Source organism: Schaalia cardiffensis F0333 (assembly GCF_005886435.1).
GTDB classification, from domain to species: Bacteria; Actinomycetota; Actinomycetes; order Actinomycetales; family Actinomycetaceae; genus Pauljensenia; species Pauljensenia cardiffensis.
Genome location: NZ_CP040505.1, coordinates 198,538 through 219,601 on the forward strand (window position 1 = coordinate 198,538; position 21,064 = coordinate 219,601).

Annotated in this window: 14 protein-coding genes and 1 pseudogene; 13 read left to right on the forward strand and 2 right to left on the reverse strand. The window is 61.3% G+C overall.

Going from position 1 to position 21,064, the window contains the following annotated elements; genetic code table 11:
* The first annotated feature begins 134 nt into the window (after window positions 1-134).
* The 11 genes from dnaK to FFA61_RS00845 all read left to right on the forward strand — a co-directional run bounded on the left by dnaK (window position 135) and on the right by FFA61_RS00845 (window position 13,827).
* A complete protein-coding gene (gene dnaK, locus FFA61_RS00795; protein ID WP_005962399.1) occupies window positions 135-1,985 on the forward strand; it encodes a molecular chaperone DnaK in 1,851 nt (616 codons plus the stop codon).
* Window positions 1,982-2,728 carry a nucleotide exchange factor GrpE gene (locus FFA61_RS00800; RefSeq protein WP_005962398.1) on the forward strand — a complete coding sequence of 249 codons (747 nt, stop codon included), beginning with the start codon at window positions 1,982-1,984 and terminating at the stop codon, window positions 2,726-2,728. Before dnaK ends, FFA61_RS00800 begins: the two co-directional genes overlap by 4 nt.
* A 71-nt stretch (window positions 2,729-2,799) precedes the next feature.
* A complete protein-coding gene (locus tag FFA61_RS00805) occupies window positions 2,800-3,834 on the forward strand; it encodes a DnaJ C-terminal domain-containing protein (protein ID WP_005962397.1) in 1,035 nt (344 codons plus the stop codon).
* Window positions 3,835-3,837: 3 nt separating this feature from the next.
* Window positions 3,838-4,383 carry a heat shock protein transcriptional repressor HspR gene (locus FFA61_RS00810; RefSeq protein WP_005962396.1) on the forward strand — a complete coding sequence of 182 codons (546 nt, stop codon included), beginning with the start codon at window positions 3,838-3,840 and terminating at the stop codon, window positions 4,381-4,383.
* Window positions 4,384-4,928: 545 nt separating this feature from the next.
* A complete protein-coding gene (locus FFA61_RS00815; RefSeq protein WP_207382556.1) occupies window positions 4,929-6,263 on the forward strand; it encodes a Mur ligase family protein in 1,335 nt (444 codons plus the stop codon).
* A complete protein-coding gene (locus tag FFA61_RS00820; RefSeq protein ID WP_005962394.1) occupies window positions 6,263-7,000 on the forward strand; it encodes a type 1 glutamine amidotransferase in 738 nt (245 codons plus the stop codon). The genes FFA61_RS00815 and FFA61_RS00820 overlap by 1 nt, the downstream gene beginning before the upstream one ends.
* A 367-nt stretch (window positions 7,001-7,367) precedes the next feature.
* The gene (locus FFA61_RS00825) at window positions 7,368-8,231 is read left to right on the forward strand and encodes a hypothetical protein (RefSeq protein ID WP_051057804.1); all 864 of its coding nucleotides are present in this window, start codon (window positions 7,368-7,370) and stop codon (window positions 8,229-8,231) included.
* Between the two features lie 99 nt (window positions 8,232-8,330).
* Complete coding sequence (locus tag FFA61_RS00830; RefSeq protein WP_005962392.1) at window positions 8,331-8,798, forward strand: type III secretion system chaperone family protein; 468 nt, start codon at window positions 8,331-8,333, stop codon at window positions 8,796-8,798.
* Window positions 8,798-9,502: a type III secretion system chaperone family protein gene (locus FFA61_RS00835; RefSeq protein ID WP_005962391.1), complete on the forward strand. Its 705-nt coding sequence runs from the start codon at window positions 8,798-8,800 to the stop codon at window positions 9,500-9,502. The genes FFA61_RS00830 and FFA61_RS00835 overlap by 1 nt, the downstream gene beginning before the upstream one ends.
* Window positions 9,503-9,801: 299 nt before the next feature.
* Complete coding sequence (gene clpB, locus FFA61_RS00840; RefSeq protein ID WP_051057840.1) at window positions 9,802-12,465, forward strand: ATP-dependent chaperone ClpB; 2,664 nt, start codon at window positions 9,802-9,804, stop codon at window positions 12,463-12,465.
* A 546-nt stretch (window positions 12,466-13,011) separates the two neighbouring features.
* Complete coding sequence (locus FFA61_RS00845) at window positions 13,012-13,827, forward strand: serine hydrolase domain-containing protein (protein WP_005962389.1); 816 nt, start codon at window positions 13,012-13,014, stop codon at window positions 13,825-13,827.
* Window positions 13,828-14,164: 337 nt separating this feature from the next.
* Here FFA61_RS00845 and FFA61_RS00850 read toward each other — a convergent pair whose 3' ends face one another.
* A complete protein-coding gene (locus FFA61_RS00850; RefSeq protein ID WP_005962388.1) occupies window positions 14,165-14,962 on the reverse strand; it encodes an exodeoxyribonuclease III in 798 nt (265 codons plus the stop codon).
* A gap of 595 nt (window positions 14,963-15,557) precedes the next feature.
* Entirely contained in the window at window positions 15,558-17,687 is a 2,130-nt protein-coding gene (locus FFA61_RS00855) for a DUF2339 domain-containing protein (protein ID WP_040313557.1), read from the reverse strand.
* An 899-nt stretch (window positions 17,688-18,586) separates the two neighbouring features.
* On the opposite strand from FFA61_RS00855, the pseudogene FFA61_RS00860 reads away from it, so the two are divergent.
* Window positions 18,587-19,347: pseudogene (locus FFA61_RS00860) on the forward strand (SDR family NAD(P)-dependent oxidoreductase).
* A 169-nt stretch (window positions 19,348-19,516) separates the two neighbouring features.
* Window positions 19,517-20,632: a cell wall-binding repeat-containing protein gene (locus FFA61_RS00865; RefSeq protein ID WP_005962384.1), complete on the forward strand. Its 1,116-nt coding sequence runs from the start codon at window positions 19,517-19,519 to the stop codon at window positions 20,630-20,632.
* Window positions 20,633-21,064 lie beyond the last annotated feature (432 nt).

Genomic DNA, 21,064 nt, shown 5'->3' on the forward strand with positions numbered 1-21,064 from the left:
TCAATGTGAGTCGCGTCGTGTTGCGCCCGCGATTCTCCTGTTCTAAAGTTGAGCCCAAGGGACTCAAGTGAGTCTGTAGAACGTCAGAAACCCTTGGTCGGGACACTCGCTCCGACCGGAAGGAAGGAAACACCATGGCACGAGCAGTCGGCATTGACCTCGGCACCACGAACTCTGCAATCGCCGTCCTTGAAGGCGGCGAACCCACCATCATCGCGAACGCGGAAGGCGTGCGCACCACGCCCTCCGTCGTCGCCTTCTCCAAGACCGGCGAAGTTCTCGTCGGCGGAATCGCCAAGCGCCAGGCCGTCACGAACGTCGACCGCACAATCTCCTCCGTCAAGCGCCACATGGGCACCGACTGGAAGATCACGATCGACGACAAGGACTACACGGCCCAGGAAATCTCGGCCCGCATCCTCTCCAAGCTCAAGGCCGATGCAGAGGCCTTCCTCGGTGAGCCCGTCACCGACGCGGTCATCACCGTCCCCGCCTACTTCAACGACGCCCAGCGCCAGGCCACGAAGGATGCCGGTCAGATCGCCGGCCTCAACGTCCAGCGCATCGTCAACGAGCCGACGGCCGCGGCCCTCGCCTACGGCCTCGAAAAGGGCAAGGAAGACGAGCTCATCCTCGTGTTCGACCTTGGTGGTGGCACCTTCGACGTCTCCCTCCTCGAGATCGGCAAGGACGAGGACGGCTTCTCCACCATTCAGGTTCGCGCCACCGCTGGCGATAACCGACTCGGTGGCGATGACTGGGATCAGCGCATCGTCGACTGGCTCATCGCCCAGGTCAAGGCCAAGACCGGTGCCGACCTGTCGAAGGACGCCGTCGCTTTGCAGCGCCTGAAGGAGGCCGCCGAGCAGGCGAAGAAGGAACTTTCCTCCTCGACCTCGACGAACATCTCCCTGCAGTACCTGTCGATGACGGCCGATGGTCCGATTCACCTCGATGAGACCCTCACCCGCGCGAAGTTTGAGGAAATGACCTCCGACCTGCTCGAGCGCACGAAGAAGCCCTTCAAGGACGTCATCCGCGACGCCTCGATCTCCACATCCGAAATCGACCACGTCGTCCTCGTCGGCGGCTCGACCCGTATGCCGGCCGTGACCGAGGTCGTCAAGGAGCTCACCGGTGGTCGCGAACCGAACAAGGGTGTGAACCCCGATGAGGTCGTCGCCATTGGTGCTGCCCTCCAGGCCGGTGTCATCCAGGGTGACCGTAAGGACGTCCTCCTCATCGACGTCACTCCGCTCTCTCTTGGCATTGAGACCAAGGGCGGCATCATGACCAAGCTCATCGACCGCAACACCGCGATCCCGACGAAGGCCTCCGAGGTCTTCTCGACCGCAGAGGACGGCCAGCCCTCCGTACTCATCCAGGTCTACCAGGGTGAGCGCGAGTTCGCCCATGACAACAAGCTCCTGGGTACCTTCGAGCTGTCCGGCATCGCCCCGGCCCCCCGCGGCGTCCCGCAGATCGAGGTCACCTTCGACATTGACGCGAACGGCATTGTTCACGTCTCGGCGAAGGACCGCGGCACCGGCAAGGAGCAGTCCGTCACCATCACAGGCGGCTCGGCCCTGCCCAAGGAGGACATCGACCGCATGGTGAAGGAGGCGGAGGAGCACGCCGCTGAGGACAAGAAGCGCCGCGAGGAGGCTGACACCCGCAACCAGGCTGAGCAGGTCGTCTACTCGATCGAGAAGCTCCTCAAGGATGAAGCGGACAAGGTGACTGAGGGTACGCGCACTGCAGTCCAGGCTGATGTCGACGCCGTGAAGGAGGCCCTGAAGGGTGAAGACATCGAGGCCGTGAAGTCCGCGCTCGACACGCTCAACGCCTCGGCCATGAAGATCGGCGAAGAGGTCTACGCCGCCCAGCAGGCCGCTGAGGCGAAGGGCGAGCAGGCCGAGGCGTCTTCGGCGGCCGATGACGATGTCATCGACGCGGAGATCGTGGATGAGGACGAGTCCAAGTGACCAATCCTCAGAACCTGGGCGAAGAGCCCGATTCGAAGGACGAGGCTGCAGGGGCCGACGAGAAGACGTCGGCCCCTGCGGGCCAGGGTGAGGGCGTCACGAGCGCCAAGCCCGGCGCGCCGAACGCTGAACCCACCGCCGAGTCCTCAGCCCAGAGCGACGAACCGCAGGCCGCTGAGTCAGTCCCCACCGACTCTGACGCCGCCGCCGAGGCCGACACTTCAAGCGTGAACGCTCCGGGCGAAGAGCTCGATATGAGTGCCTTCGAAGAAGAACTCGGAGACTCGGACCTTGTGAAGGCCCTCGCGAAGATCGCCGAATTGGAAGATCAGCTCGCTCGCGCGCATGCGGATCTGTACAACCTCAATCAGGAGTACTCGAACTACGTGCGCCGCTCTAAGGAAGCGGCGTCCGGACACCGAGAATCCGGTCAATCTGAGGTCCTTGAAGCGCTCATCGGCGTCCTTGATGACATTGATGCCGCGCGCGCTCACGGCGACCTCGACGACGGTCCCTTCGCTTCCATCGCGAGCAAGCTCGAATCTGTTCTCGGCCAGCGTTTCTTTCTGGAGCGTTTCGGCCAAGAAGATGAGGACTTCGATCCCGCTTTCCATGAGGCACTCCTCGCGAATACGAATCCCGAGGTCGACCGCCCCATCATTGCGAAGGTTCTCCAGCCCGGCTACCGCCGCGCTGAGAGGGTTCTGCGCGCGGCCAAGGTCATGGTGGACAACCCTGAGTGACCACCTCAATAATTACCCGCCCGCGAACGCCCGGAACGCCCGGGCAAAAACCGAGAAGGAGGTGACGTGCGGTGAGTGAACAAGAATGGTTCAACAAGGACTTTTACAAGGTCCTCGGCGTCTCGAAGGACGCTGACGACGCGGCCATTAAGAAGGCCTACCGCAAGCTTGCCCGCACGTGGCATCCGGACAAGAACCCCGGCGACGAGAAGGCGGAAACGCGCTTCAAAGAGATCGGCGAAGCCTATTCGGTGCTGTCGAATAAGGAACAGCGTCGCAAATACGACGCTATTCGTTCCATGGCCAGCGGCGGGGCTCGTTTCAGCGCGGGTGGCGCTGGAGGCCCCGACCTTTCTGATCTGTTCGGTGGTGCTTTCACAGGTGGAGGCACTCGCGTGAACTTCGGCGGCGGAGCCGATTTCGGTGACATTCTCGGTGGGCTCTTCGGAGCGAGCCAGCCTTTCGCCGGAGCTCAGGGGTTCGGTGGGGGAGGATTCGATCCCGGTCGAAGCGGCTTTGCCAGCTCCCCCTTCGCGGGCGCGCAGACGCCACGTCCTCGTAAGGGCGAGGATCGTCACGCTTCAACGAGCATCACTTTCCGCGAAGCCCTCGCCGGAACCGAGGTCATCATGTCGATCGACGGTTCCAAACAGAAGGTTCGTCTGCCCAAGGGCGTGAAGGATGGCCAAAAGATCCGCCTGCGAAAGAAGGGCCGTCCCGGCGTCAACGGCGGAGCACCGGGCGATCTCGTCATCACGATCCACGTGGGCACCCATCCCGTGTTCACTCGAGACCACGACAATCTGCGCATCGTCTTGCCCGTGACCTTCGCCGAAGCAACCCTCGGAGCGAAGATTGAGGTTCCCCTCCTCGATGGTTCTTCTGTCACGGTGAAGGTTCCCGCCGGAACCCAATCGGGCGCTGTCCTTCGTGTCCGGGGCCGCGGCGTCGAAACCTCGAAGACGAAGGGTGACCTCCTCATCGAGGTGCGAGTCGCCGTTCCCAAAGACCTCAACGATACGCAAAAGGCCGCGCTCGAAGGCTTTATCGCGACTCTTGAGGACTCGGACCCGAGGGCGGAACTCCTCACGAAGGCGAAGGCGTAGACGATGGCGGCGCAGGGAAACGGGGCTGAGGAGGCTTTGACCTTCGTCATCTCGGTTGCGGCCGAGCTTGCGGGCATGCACCCGCAGACGCTGCGCCAGTACGACCGCCTCGGCCTCGTCATCCCTGCGAGGGCGAAGGGCCGAGGGCGGCGCTACTCCAAGCGCGATATTCAGCGTCTGCGCGATGTTCAACGCATGAGCCAGGAGGAGGGGATCAACCTCGCGGGGATCCAGAGGATTCTCGAACTTGAGCGCTCAGTCGAACGTCTCGAGGAGGAGAACCTTGCCCTGAAAGAGCGATTGGCGGAGCTCATGCAACGGCGTGACCGGGTCTTCGCTGCGACGCCCAGCGGTGAAGTCTTGCCGGTGAGGCGTGGTGAGCGGAGCTGGGCTCCGAAGCGTTCTTCGAGTGGGGGAGGGGAACTCGCTCTTTGGAGGCCGTTCCGCCCGCCTTTCCACTTTCGTCCTGAACAGCGCGTGCGCGCAGTGATTGAAGCCGGACCCGCAGGCGTGCGAGTGATCGAAGGAAGCGTCGCGGTCATCGACTAGCTGTTGGCGTTGGTCGACTAGCTGTTGGCAGTTATACTCTCTGACCCCCGGGGTGGAGGGCCCACTGGACTCTGCTCAAGTCAGGGTGGGGACTCTGCTCACATCAGGATGGGGGACAGTGCTCAAATGGGGATAGGGAGTGCTCGCTGAATGATCGGACGTGAGTAGGGGAACCGCCGTCCTCGCCGACTCAGCGCACTTGGGGCCGGTACATTCTCCACTGTGAGTGGATTTCCCATCACGGGCGACACAATCTTTGGCGTCGGCATCTTTTCTCCTGCGGGTAGATCTCCCGGTGTGAGTGGGGTGATTGTGATCATCGGTGATTGCTTTTCTCTTGTGAGTGAATCCCCTTTTGCACGTGTCGCCTCTTATTCACCGTGGAGCAGCAGAGTGAAGCTCTTGTGATGAGAGTTCAGCTCTCGTGACTCGATTCCACTCGGGGGCGCGCTCAATGCCTCCGCCGCGCAGAATATGGGGGCTTGCCCGTAGCTCTCACCTGCGTCATTGCGGTCACGGGCTGCGGCTCGCGCTAGTGTTACCGCATGACTTTGCAAAGACCTGGACTTCGACTCTCCCCGAGGAGTGCACTCGCTGTCGCCGCAGGGCGAACGGCGAGAGCGGCCTCCCGAGCCCTCGGTCGAGGATCGGGAGGGATGATCGGCGGAGAGGTCGCGATGCGCGTCTCACCGAGGATCATGGCCGATTTGGCCGCCCCAATGGATACAGTCATCGTCTCCGGGACGAACGGGAAGTCCACGACGACCCGGATGGTGCGCGCCGCCCTCGAAACCCGCGGTCCAGTCGCTTCGAACACGAACGGCGACAATATGGCCTCCGGCGTCATCACCGCTTTGATGAACGCCCCGCGCGCGCCCTTCGCGGCCCTTGAAGTCGATGAGATGCATCTTCCCGCAGTCGCGGGCGAGGTGAACCCCGAGGTCCTTGTCCTGCTCAACCTGTCTCGCGACCAGCTTGATCGCGTCGGCGAGATCTCCTCGGTGGAGCTGCGCCTGCGTCAGGCCGTCGAAGAGCATCCGAACGCCATCATCATCGCGAACTGCGATGATCCGCTCATCGTGTCGGCGGCCTGCTCCTCCTCCAAGGTCGTGTGGGTTGCGGCGGGAGCGGGTTGGGGCGCGGATTCCATCGCCTATCCTCGCGGCGGACGAGTGTTGTGGGAGAACGGTACCTGGCGTCTCGTTCCTGCCCAGTCTGGTGGCGCCCTGCCGGAGTTGTGCGAGCGCCCTCGTCCCGACTGGTGGCTCGACGACATTGATCTTTCCGCTTCCACCCCGAAGGCTCGCCTCAATGGTCCTGATGGAGTGAGTGTCGAGCTTGCACTTGCCCTGCCCGGTCGAGCGAATCTTTCTAACGCTGCGCAGGCGGTAGCGGCCGCTGCGGCCCTGGGAGTCTCCCCGCAGGCCGCCGCCGATGCGATCTGCTCTGTTCGCGAGGTCGCGGGCCGGTATTCCATTTACGAGGTCGATGGGCGTCAGGCTCGCATTATGCTCGCGAAGAACCCTGCGGGTTGGCAGGAAACGATGACGATGATCGATCCGGAGGTGAAGCAGGTCGTTATCGGGCTCAATGGCCAGATCCCTGATGGGCAGGACCTGTCCTGGCTCTGGGATGTCGACTTTGGCGCCCTCGCGCGAACGAGTGACGAGGACGGGGAGCCTATTCGCGTCGTGGCCTGCGGTGAACGCGGCGCCGACCTGGCGGTGCGCCTCGAATATGCGAATATCCACACGAGCTTCGTGAAAACACCGATGGAGGCGCTTGCCGCATGCGCGCCCGGACGAGTCGAGATGCTCCTCAACTACACGGCTCTGCGAGATTTCAAAACGATCCTTGATGCCAGGGAGGCGAGGAAGTGATGAGCGAATCCACCCTGCGGATCGGGGTCCTCATGCCCGAGGTCCTGGGCACCTACGGAGATACGGGCAATGCGATCGTGCTCAAGGAGCGGGCGCGTCGGCGCGGCATCGCAGCCGAAGTCGTCAAGGTCGGCCTGCTCGACGCGATCCCCGAAAGCCTTGATATCTACGCTCTTGGAGGTGGCGAGGACACCGCCCAGTCTCTTGCAGCGCAGAAGTTGCGCGAAGACCCCGGCCTCATGCGCGCCCTCGATGCGGGGCGCCCTCTGCTCGCGATCTGCGCTTCCTTGCAGGTCTTGGGCCATTGGTATCGAGATGCGCGCGATCAGCGCGTCGCAGGCCTTGGGGTCTTGGATATTACGACCGACCCTCAAGGTTCGCGTTCCATCGGTGAGCTCGTGAGTGAGCCGATACTCGAGGGCCTGACAGAGACATTGACGGGTTTTGAAAACCACGGCGGAGGAACCGTTCTCGGCCCGGAGGCGAAGCCCCTTGGTCGCGTTGTGAAGGGCACGGGAAATGGCACGCCCGAAGGCTGCGAGCCTGCGCCCGTCGCCTACGACGGGGTTGTTCAAGGATCGATTATTGCGACCTATATGCATGGTCCTTGCCTGGCGCGTAATCCTGAGCTCGCGGACCTGCTGATTTCGCGTGCGACGGGCCTCGAGCTGGAGCCTTTGGAAGTCCCGGGAGTTGGCGCGCTTCGCGCCGAGCGCCTCGGAACGCTCGGGGTCTGAGAGGTCCTCTCGTGCTCTCGAGCTGCTCGCTCGCAATCAGGCTCGTACAACTTCTGCGTTTTTGCGGGCGGATCGTGCACGATCCGCGTTTCTAGGCGGCTCGTACACCGAACGCGCTCCATCGGGCGACACGTATCCACGCAAGCCAGCACGCCACGTGGGCTCGCTCGCGGCGATGACGAAGGGTGCAAGCTGCTCGCCCTCGTCGATTCGGGAACAAACACGCCTCGTGGTGCTGGCGCGGGGCTTCGCCTGCTGGCGTGGGGCTTCGCCCTGAGGGGAATCAGGGAGGAGTCGGGGAAAGCCCTGCGGACTTGGGCACTGCTATTCGATAACCTGAAGATACTGAACACGATGTGGAGGAACCATGGCATCACAGATGAATGACGAGCCTCGATACGGACAGCGCTCGTCTGAACACTCACAGGGAACACCTTCGCAAGTCCCCTCGCAGGCATCGACTCCACGGCCCCAGTACGGCCAGATCCCGGCCGAGCAAGGTCCCTCTTATGGCACCCATCAGCCTCATGGCACCTATCAGGGCGCAGAGCACAACGCTTCTCAGGCAACCCAGTCGGGTGCGGACCTGCCCCTGCGCTTCCTCGCTGATGATGCTGTGCGCGCAATGGGGTCCTCCTATGGCCAGCAATTTCCCTCTGCTCAACCCGCCCCGCACCAGAACGGCTACTTCCCGAATGCGGGTGCCCCCGTGCTCAAGGTTCCCAGTCGCGTGGGCCCGATTCTCCTCATTGTTTTCGGGATTCTCAGCGCCGTGATCATCGCGCCCTTGGCTTTCGTTGGAGGGATTCTCGGTGGGATTGACTTCACTTCGATGATGGACCGGATGAGCCCCGTCACCTCTGGAGACACGGTCACAGTTGACGACTCCGGTGCGCTCATGGTTGTCAGCCAGGCCGGCAATGTCACCTCCTGCTCACTCGAGGGCAGCGGCGGCACGCATCGGATGGAGCTGGTCGGAAATGACACCTTCTTTGCGCAGAAACTCGAGCGGGGTGATTACGTCCTCGAGTGCGTGGGATCGGGCAGTTCCAATCTCCTGGCGTTCTCGGGCCTTGATGCGGATTCGATTATGAACGCTGGCTTCTCCGGCTTCGCTTGGGGAACGGGAGTCGGTGTTCTCAGCCTCTTCCTCACCGTCGGAGGTATCGTCTGGCTCATCGTGGTGAACCAGAAGAGGAAAGCGATTCTGACAGCACTTGCACGCTATTGAGGATGAGGTCGGAGTGGGAGCTTCAGGCTCTGCTCCGGTAGGGCAGGTCGGAAATACCTGCCCCCCTCGCTATGCTTAGAAAAACTGATCGGAGGGCTCATGAGCGACGCATCGGGTGTTGACGTACCCCAGTCGGATCCTGTTCTGGAACAGAATCCGACCCCCATCACGCAGGATCGCGTGAAGAAAATCTTCGACTCACAAGGCTGGCGCTGGTTTGTCGACAACGAGGGAGACCTGGGGGGAATGTGGAATCTCCATACCTTCTACTTCCGCTTCCTCAGCCCCGAGAAGGACGTTTTCCAGGTCTACGGCGTTTTGAACCGCGAGATCTCGATTGATCGCTTGGAAGAGGTTCGCGCTTTCCTCATGGATTGGCACCTGAGGAAGTTCTGGCCCAAGTGCGAATACCGCATCACAGACGACGGCGAGATCCGCGTTCAGGCGGAGAACTCTGTGCACTGGGAGTACGGGGCGACGGACGCGCAGCTTTTGCAGCAGATCAATTGCGGGATCGCGACGACAACAGATTTCTTTGACAAAATGATCGAAAGGCTCGGACTCTGATGGGTATCTTCTCCTGGCTCTCCGATCGCTTTGGCGAAGGAGATCGTTCACGCGATGGCGATGAGCATCGCGAGCAGCCCGCGACCCCAATGGACGCGGAGCACTCCCCTGCCCCTGTGGGGGAACAGCAGCCCACGGCCCCAATAGGCGCGGAGCACTCCTCTGCCCCTGTGGGGGAGCAACACCCCGAGGCCCTTGAGGGAGAAGCAGCCTCTTCTGAGGAGGAACCCAAGGCCCCGACCTTCACCGACTTCACGGTTCGCCCGGTCACCATTGAGCGCCTCGGCCTACTCTTCGATTCTTTCGGGTGGAAGTGGAGTCTTGACGATGATGGGGACATTGCGAGCCGCTGGAACGGGCACAACTTCTACTTCCGCATGGTCGGCGCTCATCATGATGTCTTGTCCGTCGTGGGTTTCTGGAAGGGAACGCCGCGTGAGGACCAGCGCGAAGAGGTCACGTTCCGGATTGAGGAATGGCATCGTACCCACCTATGGCCAACATGCGCCCTCCGTGAGGTCAATGGGGAACTTGAGCCTCTCGCCGAGTTGAATCTCGATGTTGAGATGGGCATGACTGATCAGCAGCTTTACACCCAGTGCCGCTGCGCTTTGGGAACGACCCTCGAGTTCTTCGATGAACTGAGCGAGCATCTTGGTGTGCCCGAATCGGATGATGAGGGCCGAGAGTCTTCGGAATCCTGATCCTTGAGGGAGTGTTGATCCCTGAGGGAAGGTCTTTCCTATCGGTGAGGCGGGGTGGCGATTCTTTCGCTTCCCCGCCTTTCTCGTACCTGATTTCGGCTCAAGGTCCTTTGCTCCGTGGCGGTATGGTACGAGCCTTTTTCATACGTGGTTGCGAGGTCCGGTACAAGGTCCCTAGACACGAGCCACAAAGTTGAGTGGAATAGACTCAACTATGGGGGCGTTGAGAAGTGCAGAGCGTGATCGAGGACTTCTCGGCCGCTAAGAACATCTCGACGCTACGCGTCGAAGGAGGACACATGACCAAGGAATTCACCACGAAGGCGCAGGAGGCGATTGCCTCCGCGCTTCAATCCGCCCAAGCCGCCGGCAATCCCCAGGTGATGCCAATTCACCTGCTCGAAGCCCTTCTCGAACAAAAGGAAGGCATCGCCACCGCACTCGTCGACGCCGTAGGCGCAGACCGAAGCGCGATCGGAGCGAGGACCCGTAACGCCCTCGTCACCCTCCCTTCGGCGAGTGGAGCGAGCGCATCCCAAGCCCAGACCGCACGCGCCCTCCTTGATGTCGTGAACCAGGCGCGCAGCCTCGCAGATAAAGGCGGGGACGCCTACGTGTCGACCGAGCATCTCCTCATCGCCCTCGCCGCTTCGAAGGACGAGGCCGGGAGGATCCTCTCAAGCGCAGGCGCAACCCCGGAGGCGCTCAGCGAAGCCCTCGCACGTCTTCGCCCCGAAGCGATCACCTCCGCCGACCCCGAGGGGTCCTTCGAGGCCCTCAAGAAGTACGGCCGCGACCTGACGGAGGTGGCGCGCGAGGGCAAGCTCGACCCCGTGATCGGCCGTGATGCGGAGATTCGCCGAGTCGTCCAGGTCCTGAGCCGCCGCACGAAGAACAACCCTGTTCTCATCGGCGAGCCCGGCGTCGGCAAGACCGCAGTCGTCGAAGGCCTCGCGCAGCGCATCGTCGCAGGTGACGTCCCTGAATCCCTCCGGGACAAGATCCTCATCGCCCTCGACCTGCCCGCAATGGTCGCCGGCGCGAAGTACCGGGGCGAATTCGAAGAGCGCCTCAAAGCGGTCCTCGCGGAGATCCAGCGCTCTGACGGGCAGATCATCACCTTCATCGACGAACTCCACACGGTCGTCGGCGCGGGCGCCGGCTCCGAGGGAGCGATGGATGCGGGGAACATGCTCAAGCCGATGCTCGCCCGAGGAGAGCTCCGCATGGTCGGCGCAACGACCCTCGACGAGTACCGGGAGAACGTTGAGAAGGACCCCGCCCTCGAGCGGCGCTTCCAGCAGGTCTTCGTGGGCGAACCGAGCGTTGAAGACACGGTCGCGATCCTTCGCGGCATCGCCCCGAAGTACGAGGCCCACCACAAGGTGACGATCTCCGATGGCGCCCTCGTCGCCGCTGCCAGCCTCTCCGACCGTTACATCACCGGGCGTCAACTGCCCGACAAGGCGATCGACCTTATTGACGAAGCGGCGTCCAGGCTCCGTATGGAGCTCGACTCCAGCCCCGTTGAGATCGATGAGCTGCGCCGCGCGGTCGACCGTCTGCGCATGGAAGAGTCCTACCTCGAAGAGTCCGATCCTGAGCATGTGGACGAGTCCACGCAGGAGCGCCTCGATAAGCTCCGCGCTGATCTTGCCGACAAGCAGGAGACACTGACGGCCCTCACCGGCCGTTGGGAGGCGGAGAAGGCCGGGCACAACCGCGTCGGCGAGTTGCGCGTCCAACTCGATGAGCTGCGCACTCAGCTTGAACTCGCGATCCGTGAGAACCGCTGGGAGGAAGCGGGGCGCCTCCAAAACGGCGAGATCCCGGCGGTCGAACGTCAGATCAGCGAGGCCGAGGCTGCGTCCGAACAAGCTGACACGGATTCCGCTGAGCCGATGATCGCCGAGAAGGTCGGTCCGACGGAGATTGCGGAGGTCGTCGAATCGTGGACGGGGATCCCTACGGGCAAGCTCCTCCAAACGGAGACCGACAAGCTCTTGCGCATGGAAGAGGAGATCGGGAAGCGACTCATCGGCCAGAAGAAGGCTGTTCAGGCCGTTTCGGATGCTGTGCGCCGTTCGCGCGCCGGAATCGCCGACCCGAATCGTCCGACCGGTTCCTTCCTCTTCCTCGGTCCGACCGGCGTCGGTAAGACGGAACTGGCGAAGGCTCTCGCGGAGTTCCTCTTCGACGATGAGCGGGCCATGGTCCGCATCGACATGTCCGAGTACTCCGAGAAGCACTCGGTCGCTCGCCTCGTCGGCGCCCCTCCGGGATACGTCGGCTATGAGCAGGGCGGCCAACTCACGGAGGCCGTTCGGCGTCGTCCGTACTGTGCGATCCTCCTGGACGAGGTTGAAAAGGCGGACCCCGAGGTTTTCGATGTGCTCCTCCAGGTCCTCGACGATGGGCGACTGACCGATGGGCAGGGGCGCACCGTGGACTTCAGGAACACGATCCTCATCCTCACTTCGAATCTCGGCTCCCAGTTCCTCGCCGATCAGACGATGAACGAGGAAGAGAGGCGAGGGGCCGTGATGGAGGCCGTGCGCCGCTCCTTCAAACCGGAGTTCCTCAACCGACTCGATGAGACAGTCATGTTCGACCCCTTGTCTGCGGATGATCTGTCCGGGATCGTCGACCTCATGGTCGCCGACCTTGCTCGTCGTCTCGAAGACCGCAGGATCGGGCTGCTCGTTTCCGAACCCGCACGCGGTTGGCTCACCCGGATCGGCTACGACCCGGCTTACGGCGCGCGTCCGCTGCGTCGAGTCATCCAAAAAGAGATCGGTGACAGGCTCGCGAAGATGCTCCTCGCGGGGGAGATCGCGGATGGGAGGACCGTGCGCGTCGATGTTTCGGACGAGCTCGATAGCCTGTGCATGAAGGTCTTCGAGTCCGCCGAGGCTGCCGAGCAGGCTGCTCTGGGCGGGGTTGAAGAGGAATGCCTGGGCTGAACGAGGCCGACAGGGAGTGTTCTGCTCAAACACGGCTGTAGGAGAGCTCTCAGCCAGAATGGGCCCAGCCAGGCGCGTCACCCGCGCCTCGCTGGGCCCATTCCGCGTTCCTTCATCGTGAGTGGAGGGTTTGGTGGCGTGTGGAGGGGTTATATTCCCTCCACTTGTCGTTATCGCCTCCTTTTGTGAGGGGGTGAGGAATACCCGGGGATTGGGATGCTGATCGTGTGGGACGCGTTGAATAAAGGGTGTAGAGCGTGGTCTTCTGTCTGGTAGGGGCGTCCTTGTCCTTGCCTAACCCTCCTCGTTTCTCTGTTCGTGAGTGGAGGGTTTGACGATGTGTGGAGGGGTTATATCCCCTCCACTTGTCGTTATCCCCTCCTTTTGTGAGGGCGAGGGGCCTGATGGGCGGGGTGCGTGCGCGTCGGACAGTGGGCGGGGCTTGAAGGGTGAGAAGGGCATGCGATCGAGCAGGGGATCGTGCTCGGGCGAGGCCTCCACGGACACTCCAAGCTGCTCGGCTATCGTGAACGGAGCCGACGCCCCATGGAAGGAGCCACCGTGGCGCTCTCAATCGACATTCCCTTCACTCATGCACTCGCCCTGTGGGCGGGAGGTGAAACCATTCATGAGCAGGGAGATCTTTCGAAGCGCTACCCTTTGGCGTCGGTGACGAAACTGTGTACCGCATGGTCGGCGCTGGTCGCCGTCGAACGCGGATTGTGCTTACTCGATGATCCGGCTGGGCCGGAAGGCTCGACAATCCGGCATCTGCTCGCACACGCTTCGGGCCTGCCCTACGAATCGCGCGAACCCCAGTTCAGTGTCGCTAAACGCCGAGTGTATTCGAATGCGGGATTCGAGATTCTTGGAGACGTACTCGAGGAGGCGAGCGGTTCCCCGATCGAGCGTTGGATCGAAGAAGCGGTGTTCGAACCCCTGGGAATGACGACCGCCGAACTCGTGGGCTCACCCGCGTGGGCGGGCGTGGCATCTGTCGAAGACTTGCTGATCCTCGGCCGCGAAATGCTGGAACCGACCCTGATCTCGCCCGAGCTCGCGCAAGAGGCCATGACTCCTCAATTCCCGGAGCTCGTCGGCGTGGTGCCCGGTTACGGGCGTCACGCTCCGTGCCCCTGGGGACTGGGCATCGAGATCAGGGGGAACAAAAGCCCCCATTGGACCGGGCCGAGCTTCCCCGCGGGCACCGTCGGGCATTTCGGAGTCTCGGGCTCATTCCTCTGGGTTGACCGCACGCATGGCGCGACCTGCGCGTTCCTCGGAACAGAGAAATTCGGTGCCTGGCATAAGGAGCATTGGAGCACTATGAACGAAGAGCTCCTCGCCCTCATCCTTCGCTAAGGAAGAGCCCTGCGTCGAGCCTCGTACATGAACGAGGACGGGGCGTATGTCCTGGGTTGGGCCGGGCCGGGCCTGGCCGAGGTCGAGGGCCTGTTTGAAGATCGGGCGCGCAGGCATGTTTTGACGTGGGAACCGGAGTTCTGATCCATGATTCGACGAGGGTGGGGCGCATGTCCAGGGGTGCGGACCCATATCCAGGGGCGGGGGCGCTGAAGACCATCGACACCTTCAGCCATGGTGGCGCGGGCGCATGTCCAGGGGCGGGGTGCATTTCCTGGACCGAGATGCATTTCTTGGCCTTGAATTTGCCTCAACAATCACAGCCCTTGGATCGCGGTCAATCCTTGAGGGTGATGATCACAGGAACGTGATCGGAAGCTCCCTTGCCTTTGCGTTCGTTACGGTCGATCTGCGCGGCGGAAACTGAGGGGGCGAGGGCGGGGGAGGCGTACACGAAGTCGATGCGCATTCCCTCGTTCTTCGGGAAACGCAGGCGCTGGTAGTCCCAGAAGGTGTAGTTCGTGACGCGATCACGAGTCACTTCAGTCCACCCGTCTTCAGCGAAGGCGAAGAAGGCTTGTCGTTCGGGTTCGGAGACGTGGGTCGCTCCATCGAATGCGCTCATATCCCAGACGTCCTCGTCGAAGGGGGCGACGTTCCAATCGCCCACCATTGCGATGCGGGCTTTCGGGTCGGCGGCGAGCCAGGATTGCGCGTCGCTTCGAAGCTTGCGCAACCAGTCGAGCTTGTACGCGTAGTGCGGGTGGTCAAGTTCGCGCCCATTGGGCACGTAGAGGCTCCAGATGCAGGTTTCCTTTTCGTTCTCGCCTCGAAGTGTGACGCCGAGGGCGCGCGCTTCCACGACTTTGGGTTCGCCGAAGCCTGGTTGATCTGCGAAATGATCCTGGACTTTCACGATCGGCAGTCGCGAGGCAATGGCCACGCCATTCCACTGATTGAGGCCGTGGATTGCGACTTCGTACCCGGCGGCGGTGAAGGGTTCGATCGGGAACTGTTCGGGTGTGCACTTGATTTCCTGCATTGCGAGCACATCGACCTCGGAGCGTTCGAGGAAGGCAATGACACGGTCGACGCGAGTACGGATCGAGTTAACGTTCCAGGTTGCGAACTTCATCCCTCAACCCTATCGACCCTCACCGTCTATCGGCGCGCCGGGGGAGTTCGCATGATCTTCGAGGGAGCTCGCATTATCTGACGTGGGCGTGGAACTTGGTGTATTCGAACCACCTGGGGTCAGTAAGGGTGCCGATGTGGCTAGATTGCTAGGGCTAGATTCTGGTGGTGGTTGGCGTGGGTGTGCGTCTGGCGTGGGTGTGGCACCTGGTGTGTTCGAAGTATCTGGGGCGAGTACTGGTGCCGATGTGCCTAGGTTGTAAGGGCTAGGTTCTAGTGGTAATTGGTGTGGGTGTGGAACCTGGCGTGGGTAGCACCCGGTGCAGGTGCACCGAGCACTGTATTTACAGTCGTGGACGAAGGAACGGGAGTTGGCGTATGCATTGCACCTGCTACTGGCGCAGCACCCGGCATACCGCAGCGCCAACTACTACCGCAGCATCCGGGATACTCGCTGCATCTAGAGGGACTGCAGCGCCAACTACTGCCGCAGCATTCGGGATGCTTGCAGCGCCTGGTACTGCGGCTCCGCCTGGTATGGACGCAGCGCCCGGGATTCTCACCGCACCTGGTGGGACCGCAGCGCTCGCTACGGCCTAAGAACCTGGCGTAACGAAATCTGTTGAGGGGAGAGTCTCTTTCGCCCGAGCCTTGGCGCTGAGCTTCGAATAGAGGACGGAAAGGGCGAAACAGATCAGGCCAGCAATGAGCAGGGAGAGGACTCGTGAAATCGAATCGTTGAAGCCCGTGTCAATGAGTGAGAGTTTGAAGACCGCAATGATGACGATCACCAGAGAAGTGAGCCGCATATTCGGTGCTTTCCACCTGAAGCCCAACACGATGGCTGCAGCGCCAACAAGCAGAACCATGAGAGTCGCGACCCACGGCGCATTGTCGAGGGCTCGAATCACATTGAATGCTTGCCAGACGACAGAGACAAGGACTAAGGGAATGAGGATCCCGTAGAGCGAGTGGGTAGCGTAGGACTTCATCGCTAGGACGAAGGCGAGCGCGAGAATCAGCATGCCGAGGGAAACCACGAGGTCAAGCGGAGTGGAGGATGCTGAGGGCAGTCCGAAAAGGAAATTCCAGACGGAACTAAGAAGCATCAAAGGCAGTATGTATGTCACGCTCGAAACGAAGAACAGAGTCATCAGTACGCTGAGTGGAGCGAAAACTCCCCCGGATTCGCGTCTCGGCATCCCTGGAGGTTGCCCGAATCCTGTGGCAGGAGCCGCCGACATGGGCGCAGGAGAAGCTGGGGAGAAGCTCGTGGTGCGTGAAGTCGCAGCACTGTCTCCAGCTGTGGAGGAGAAGATGAGTCGTCGCCCCATCCACAGATCGGCCGGACCGATGTTCGGGGTCGCCAATCCGAGGATCAAGAGAAGAGCAACCACGAGGAAGACAAGGAAGATGACGGAGACTTCGAGGGCATTCCTGTAGGTGCTGTGTTTGGGGATCTGAGACACGATCTCCCAAGGAACCTTGAAGATGAGGCCGAAGATGCCGAGCCACATGGCGAAGGCGCGCTGCCATGGGAGAGCTTTAAGGGCGCGGTCGATGAGGACCGTCGCAATGAGTAGGGTCAGGATGATGAAGACTACGGAGAAGGTCTCCATCGTGAAGTCGAAGCCCCGATAGAGCGCAACAATCGGGAGAATCACGAGGAAAGAGGAAGAACGCTGTTGAGTGGCAAGTGCTGCGCAGGCAAGAATCACGAACCAGGCCGCGCAGTCCACTAGCGTTTTGTAGGAAGCGGTCGTGATGGGCGCGACACCGACCTCGTCGAGGAGGGGAAGGAAGATCGGCGGGGCGAGCAGCGCGTATTCGGCGAGCCCCTTGACGGGGCCGGAGAGTTTAGGTGTAGCGGCAAAGCCGATAAGACCAAGGCAGAGAAGGAAATGAACGAGGGAGAGGAAGAGTCGTTCTTCTTCAGTTGCCGCAATGCTCGTCAGTGACAGGTAGGAGATGATGACGACGAGCGGGGCGAGGGTCCATACCCATTGCCATTCGCGCTGTTCAGGTTCGCGCACGAGGAAGGCGACGGTTACAAGGGCGAGGACGGCCAACGCGATGCTCATGATGTATGTGCCAAGGGAGGACTGCTTGGAGGCGGCTTCGACCGGAACGAAGAGCAACGCGGGTACGGTGGCAGCCGCTGAAGAAGCAATGGTCCACCGCTTGAAAGCACCGTGGAGTGGCCGGGACGCGATCGTTGAGGATACGAGGCAAGCTGCGGAATAGGCGAGGATGAGCCCCTCGACGAGGAGAGCCTGGGAGGGGTGCCCGAGTGCATGCGAGTACAGGAGGGATAGGGTCAAAACGCCGCCGATCGCGGTTGCGATCAGGGTGAAGGGCATCTTGCTGAGGGTTGCCAAAGCGGTGGTTGCGATCGTCCAGACGAGCAGCACGAGGAATGCCCCGATTGGCGGCAGAACCTCGAGAAGTGCCGCTCCAATTCCTGTGAGATAACCGAGTCCGGTGCCAATTCCCGTCAGAGTTGCCGGCGGAATGCTGGGGTGCGCTTCCCGTTTGTGCCAAAGAGCTCCCGATGCGGTCATAGCAATCGCAACGAGTCCAAGAGTCAAGACCTTCACCCAGTTCGGAATGGAGTCCCAGAGGAGGGCGATCAAACTGGTTGCCGCAAGGATGACGAGGAGCGCGGCGAGGCCTGAGAGGAGGAGGACGATGAGGCGCGAGGAACTCGCATCCTTCAGTGAAGGCATCATCGTGCCCTTGACGGCCGGAGGTACTTGGCCCTTGGGGAGGTGCGATCCCTGTCCCCGAGGAGCTACTGGAGATTGTGGGACAGGGGGAGATTGAGTGCGGACCGGCGCAGGAGCCGGAGTCGGCGCGGTGGCCGGAAGTGGAGCCTGGGCTTGAAGCGGAGTCGAGGGGATTGGGACTTGAGCTGGAGTGGCCGGAAGTGGAGCCTGGGCTTGAAGCGGAGTCGCAGGGACTGGGACTTGAGCTGGAGTGGCCGCAACAGGAGCTTGAGTGTGAGTCGAAGTTGAGGGCTGTGGGGTAATTGGAGCTTGGACTGAAGGCTGAAGAACAGCAGGGCTCATCGCGCAGCGAGAAGCAGAGGAGGGGACATCAACTCGCGCGCTGCTGGGAATCGAGAGTGTAGCTCCTGAGCCTTCCAGATGGCACAGCAGGGCGTCGACTCGGGTCACAAGAGCTTCGACCCGTTCTTCAAGCGATTGAATCCTCTCGGGAGAGGTGTCCTCGCCATTGGCCATTGCCTTTCCCCTTCCATTCGCAGATCACTTGGTGTCAGGATCTCCTCGTGTCAATGTAGTCGGCGTGCTGTATCGAGGGAAACCACTGTCCCAGAATTGTGGATATCCGCAGTCTGTGGATTGCAAACGCGCTAGCCTGCATGTCACACTCGCTTCCCCGGCCGGAACTCCACTTGGTACTCCACTCGCCACTCCACTTGGCGTTCCAATTCTTAGCCTCTTGAGATCCGCCCCTACTAGCTTCGCCCGTTTCGCTGCTTTTCCATACTCCGCCAAGAGGACCTTGTTGCGTCCTAAAACCGCGAGAGACGCACCCTTCTCGCATGGGAACTGTCGGCGCATATCGGAGGGCGCATAAGGAGGCTGCGACGTACCCTTCTTGCATGGGAACTGCTCTTGTCACTGGTGCGACCTCCGGCCTCGGCGAGGAGTTTTGCTGGCAACTCGCCGCTGCAGGCCACGACCTCGTCCTCGTTGCGAGACGAGAGAAGCTGCTCAACGCGCTCGCTGATCGCCTCCGCCAGATAGCGAACGTCAAAGCCGAAGTGATCGTCGCTGACCTGTCGAAGCTTGAAGACTGCGAGCGTGTTACGGCGCGTATTGACCAAGAAACAGCCCCGGTCGGGTTACTCGTGAACAACGCAGGTTTCGGACTCGGTAAGCCCTTCCCAGACAATGACCTTGCTGCTGAGCTGGGCGGATTAGATGTGATGGTTCGCGCTGTCATGATTCTCAGCCACCATGCGGCTCGGGCGATGCGTGCTCGCGGGCGAGGTGCGATCCTCAATGTCGCTTCGGTCGCATCGAGGACGGGGGCGGGCACCTACTCGGCGCACAAGGCCTGGGTTGTGGCTTTCACTGAGGGCTTGTCGGAGGAGCTTCGAGGTACGGGCGTCACTGCCACGGTTGTGTGTCCGGGACCGGTGAAGACTGCTTTCTTTGAGAACGCGGGGTCGACGTATCCCACGCGCCCGCATCGGCAATGGCAACACCCGAGCAGGTCTGCGCAGAGGCTCTCGACGCGGTGCGCCGTGCCAGGGTCATCATCACCCCGACTCCGGTTTTCAAGGTTGCGATGGCAGCGATGAAAATCGCTCCGCGCTGGGCGACGCGCCGCGTCATGCGAACCGTCCCGCATATGTAACCGTTTCCGCTCCTCACAGGTACTACTGGACGCTTCCGAGCTGTTTGTCGCGGAGTGTACAGCACGAAGGTACACACTCTTCGCATTCCTGGATGTGAGATGCATCTAGTAAGTTGCTTGGTAAGTGCGTACTGTGATAAAGGGATCTGCTTTTGCGTGAGGAGTGGTCATGTCTGCTGTTACTCGTTCGTTTGGGCGCTCGCTCCTTCGAGTCGCCATATTGTTGTTCGTCGTCGTCGCCATGGTTATTCCCAGTCAGGCGAACGCAACGCCGGGTGGGCAGATGCTGCCTGTGGACGGGGAGGATCAGTTAGATGCGCAATCAGTGCAATCTGAGGATCCTTCGCTGGCACCGCAGGAGATCGTATCGCCCGATGCGCAAGACAGCAGGGCCACTAGAACGTTGAGCGTCACGGTGAAGCTCCCAGCGGGGACGAATCCTCAGTGGCTCGCAAACGCCTATGCGAGTCTCATTCCGGTTCATTCGTATCCGGGCGCTCCTCACCCTTCGAAGAAGATCAACCCGTCTACGGGGCACGTCACAATGACTGGAATCCCCTCGGGGCAATACCGCTTGGCCATTGACTTTAGAAAGGACATCACGCTCGACGGCAACTGGTTTTCAACGAGCTCAGCGCTGATCTACTACCCAGGAACGATGTTCTACTGGCAAGAGGCGCAGATCATTGATTTGGAGCCGCAGCCGGAGGCCACTGTTGCGGTGAACGTTCCTCAGGACGCCATCAATACGTATTACAGCTATCCCAACGGCGTGCCCTCAGCGGATGGCACAGGGCGATGGATCCAATCGGTGCACGATTGGATCTTCACCGATAACAACTGGAACGCCTACACCGGCTGGCACTTTGTTGATGGATATTGGTACTGGACGACAGGCGATGCCAGTCTCGCGCGAGGATGGCATCTCATCTGGGGCAAGTGGTACTTCTTCCAAGAAGGAACAACTCGAATGCACATCGGGTGGCACCAGGAGTATGACGGAACGTGGTATTACCTCGGCTCCAATGGTGCGATGGTGACCGGGTGGGCGTGGATTGGTGGTACCTGGTACTACTTCCATGGTAATGGTGCGATGGCGACCGGGTGGGCGTGGATTGGCGGTTCCTGGTACTACTTCCATTCCGGTGGTGCGATGGCGACCGGGTGGGCGTGGATTGGCGGTTCCTGGTACTACTTCCATTCCGGTGGTGCGATGGCGACCGGCTGGGTGAAAATCGGTGGTACCTGGTACTACTTCAGCCCTTCAGGAGCCTGGCTCTACTAGGGGTTGCGGCAGCGCGGATCATCGTTTTCGTCAGAGCCTTTGGCTGGCGGCATCATATCTTCGCTATGGTGCCGCCACCCTTATACAAGGAAGCGCAGTCGCCGGGAGAAGAATAGTGGTCACGGTGCGTGTCGCGCGCGATGAACAATCCCCGTGTAGCTCCAGGGTGAGGATTAACGTCAGCTCTTTCCCGGGGGTGGAGTAATTCTGTGCGAGGGCTTCTTTCTTGGGGTGGTGTAATTTTGCAATGGTCATCCTCAACATTTGGGTGACGTGACTCTGCGTCCAATGGCACGTATTTTTCACAATCCCGAATCACCTGCTCGTCCTTGGGGTGGCGTACTAGGGTATCGACGAGTCAGGGGTGAACCCCTAAAGGGATGGATGATCGCCGGTGGCGGCTCGCTTGGGTGAGTGGTATAGAGTGCCCTC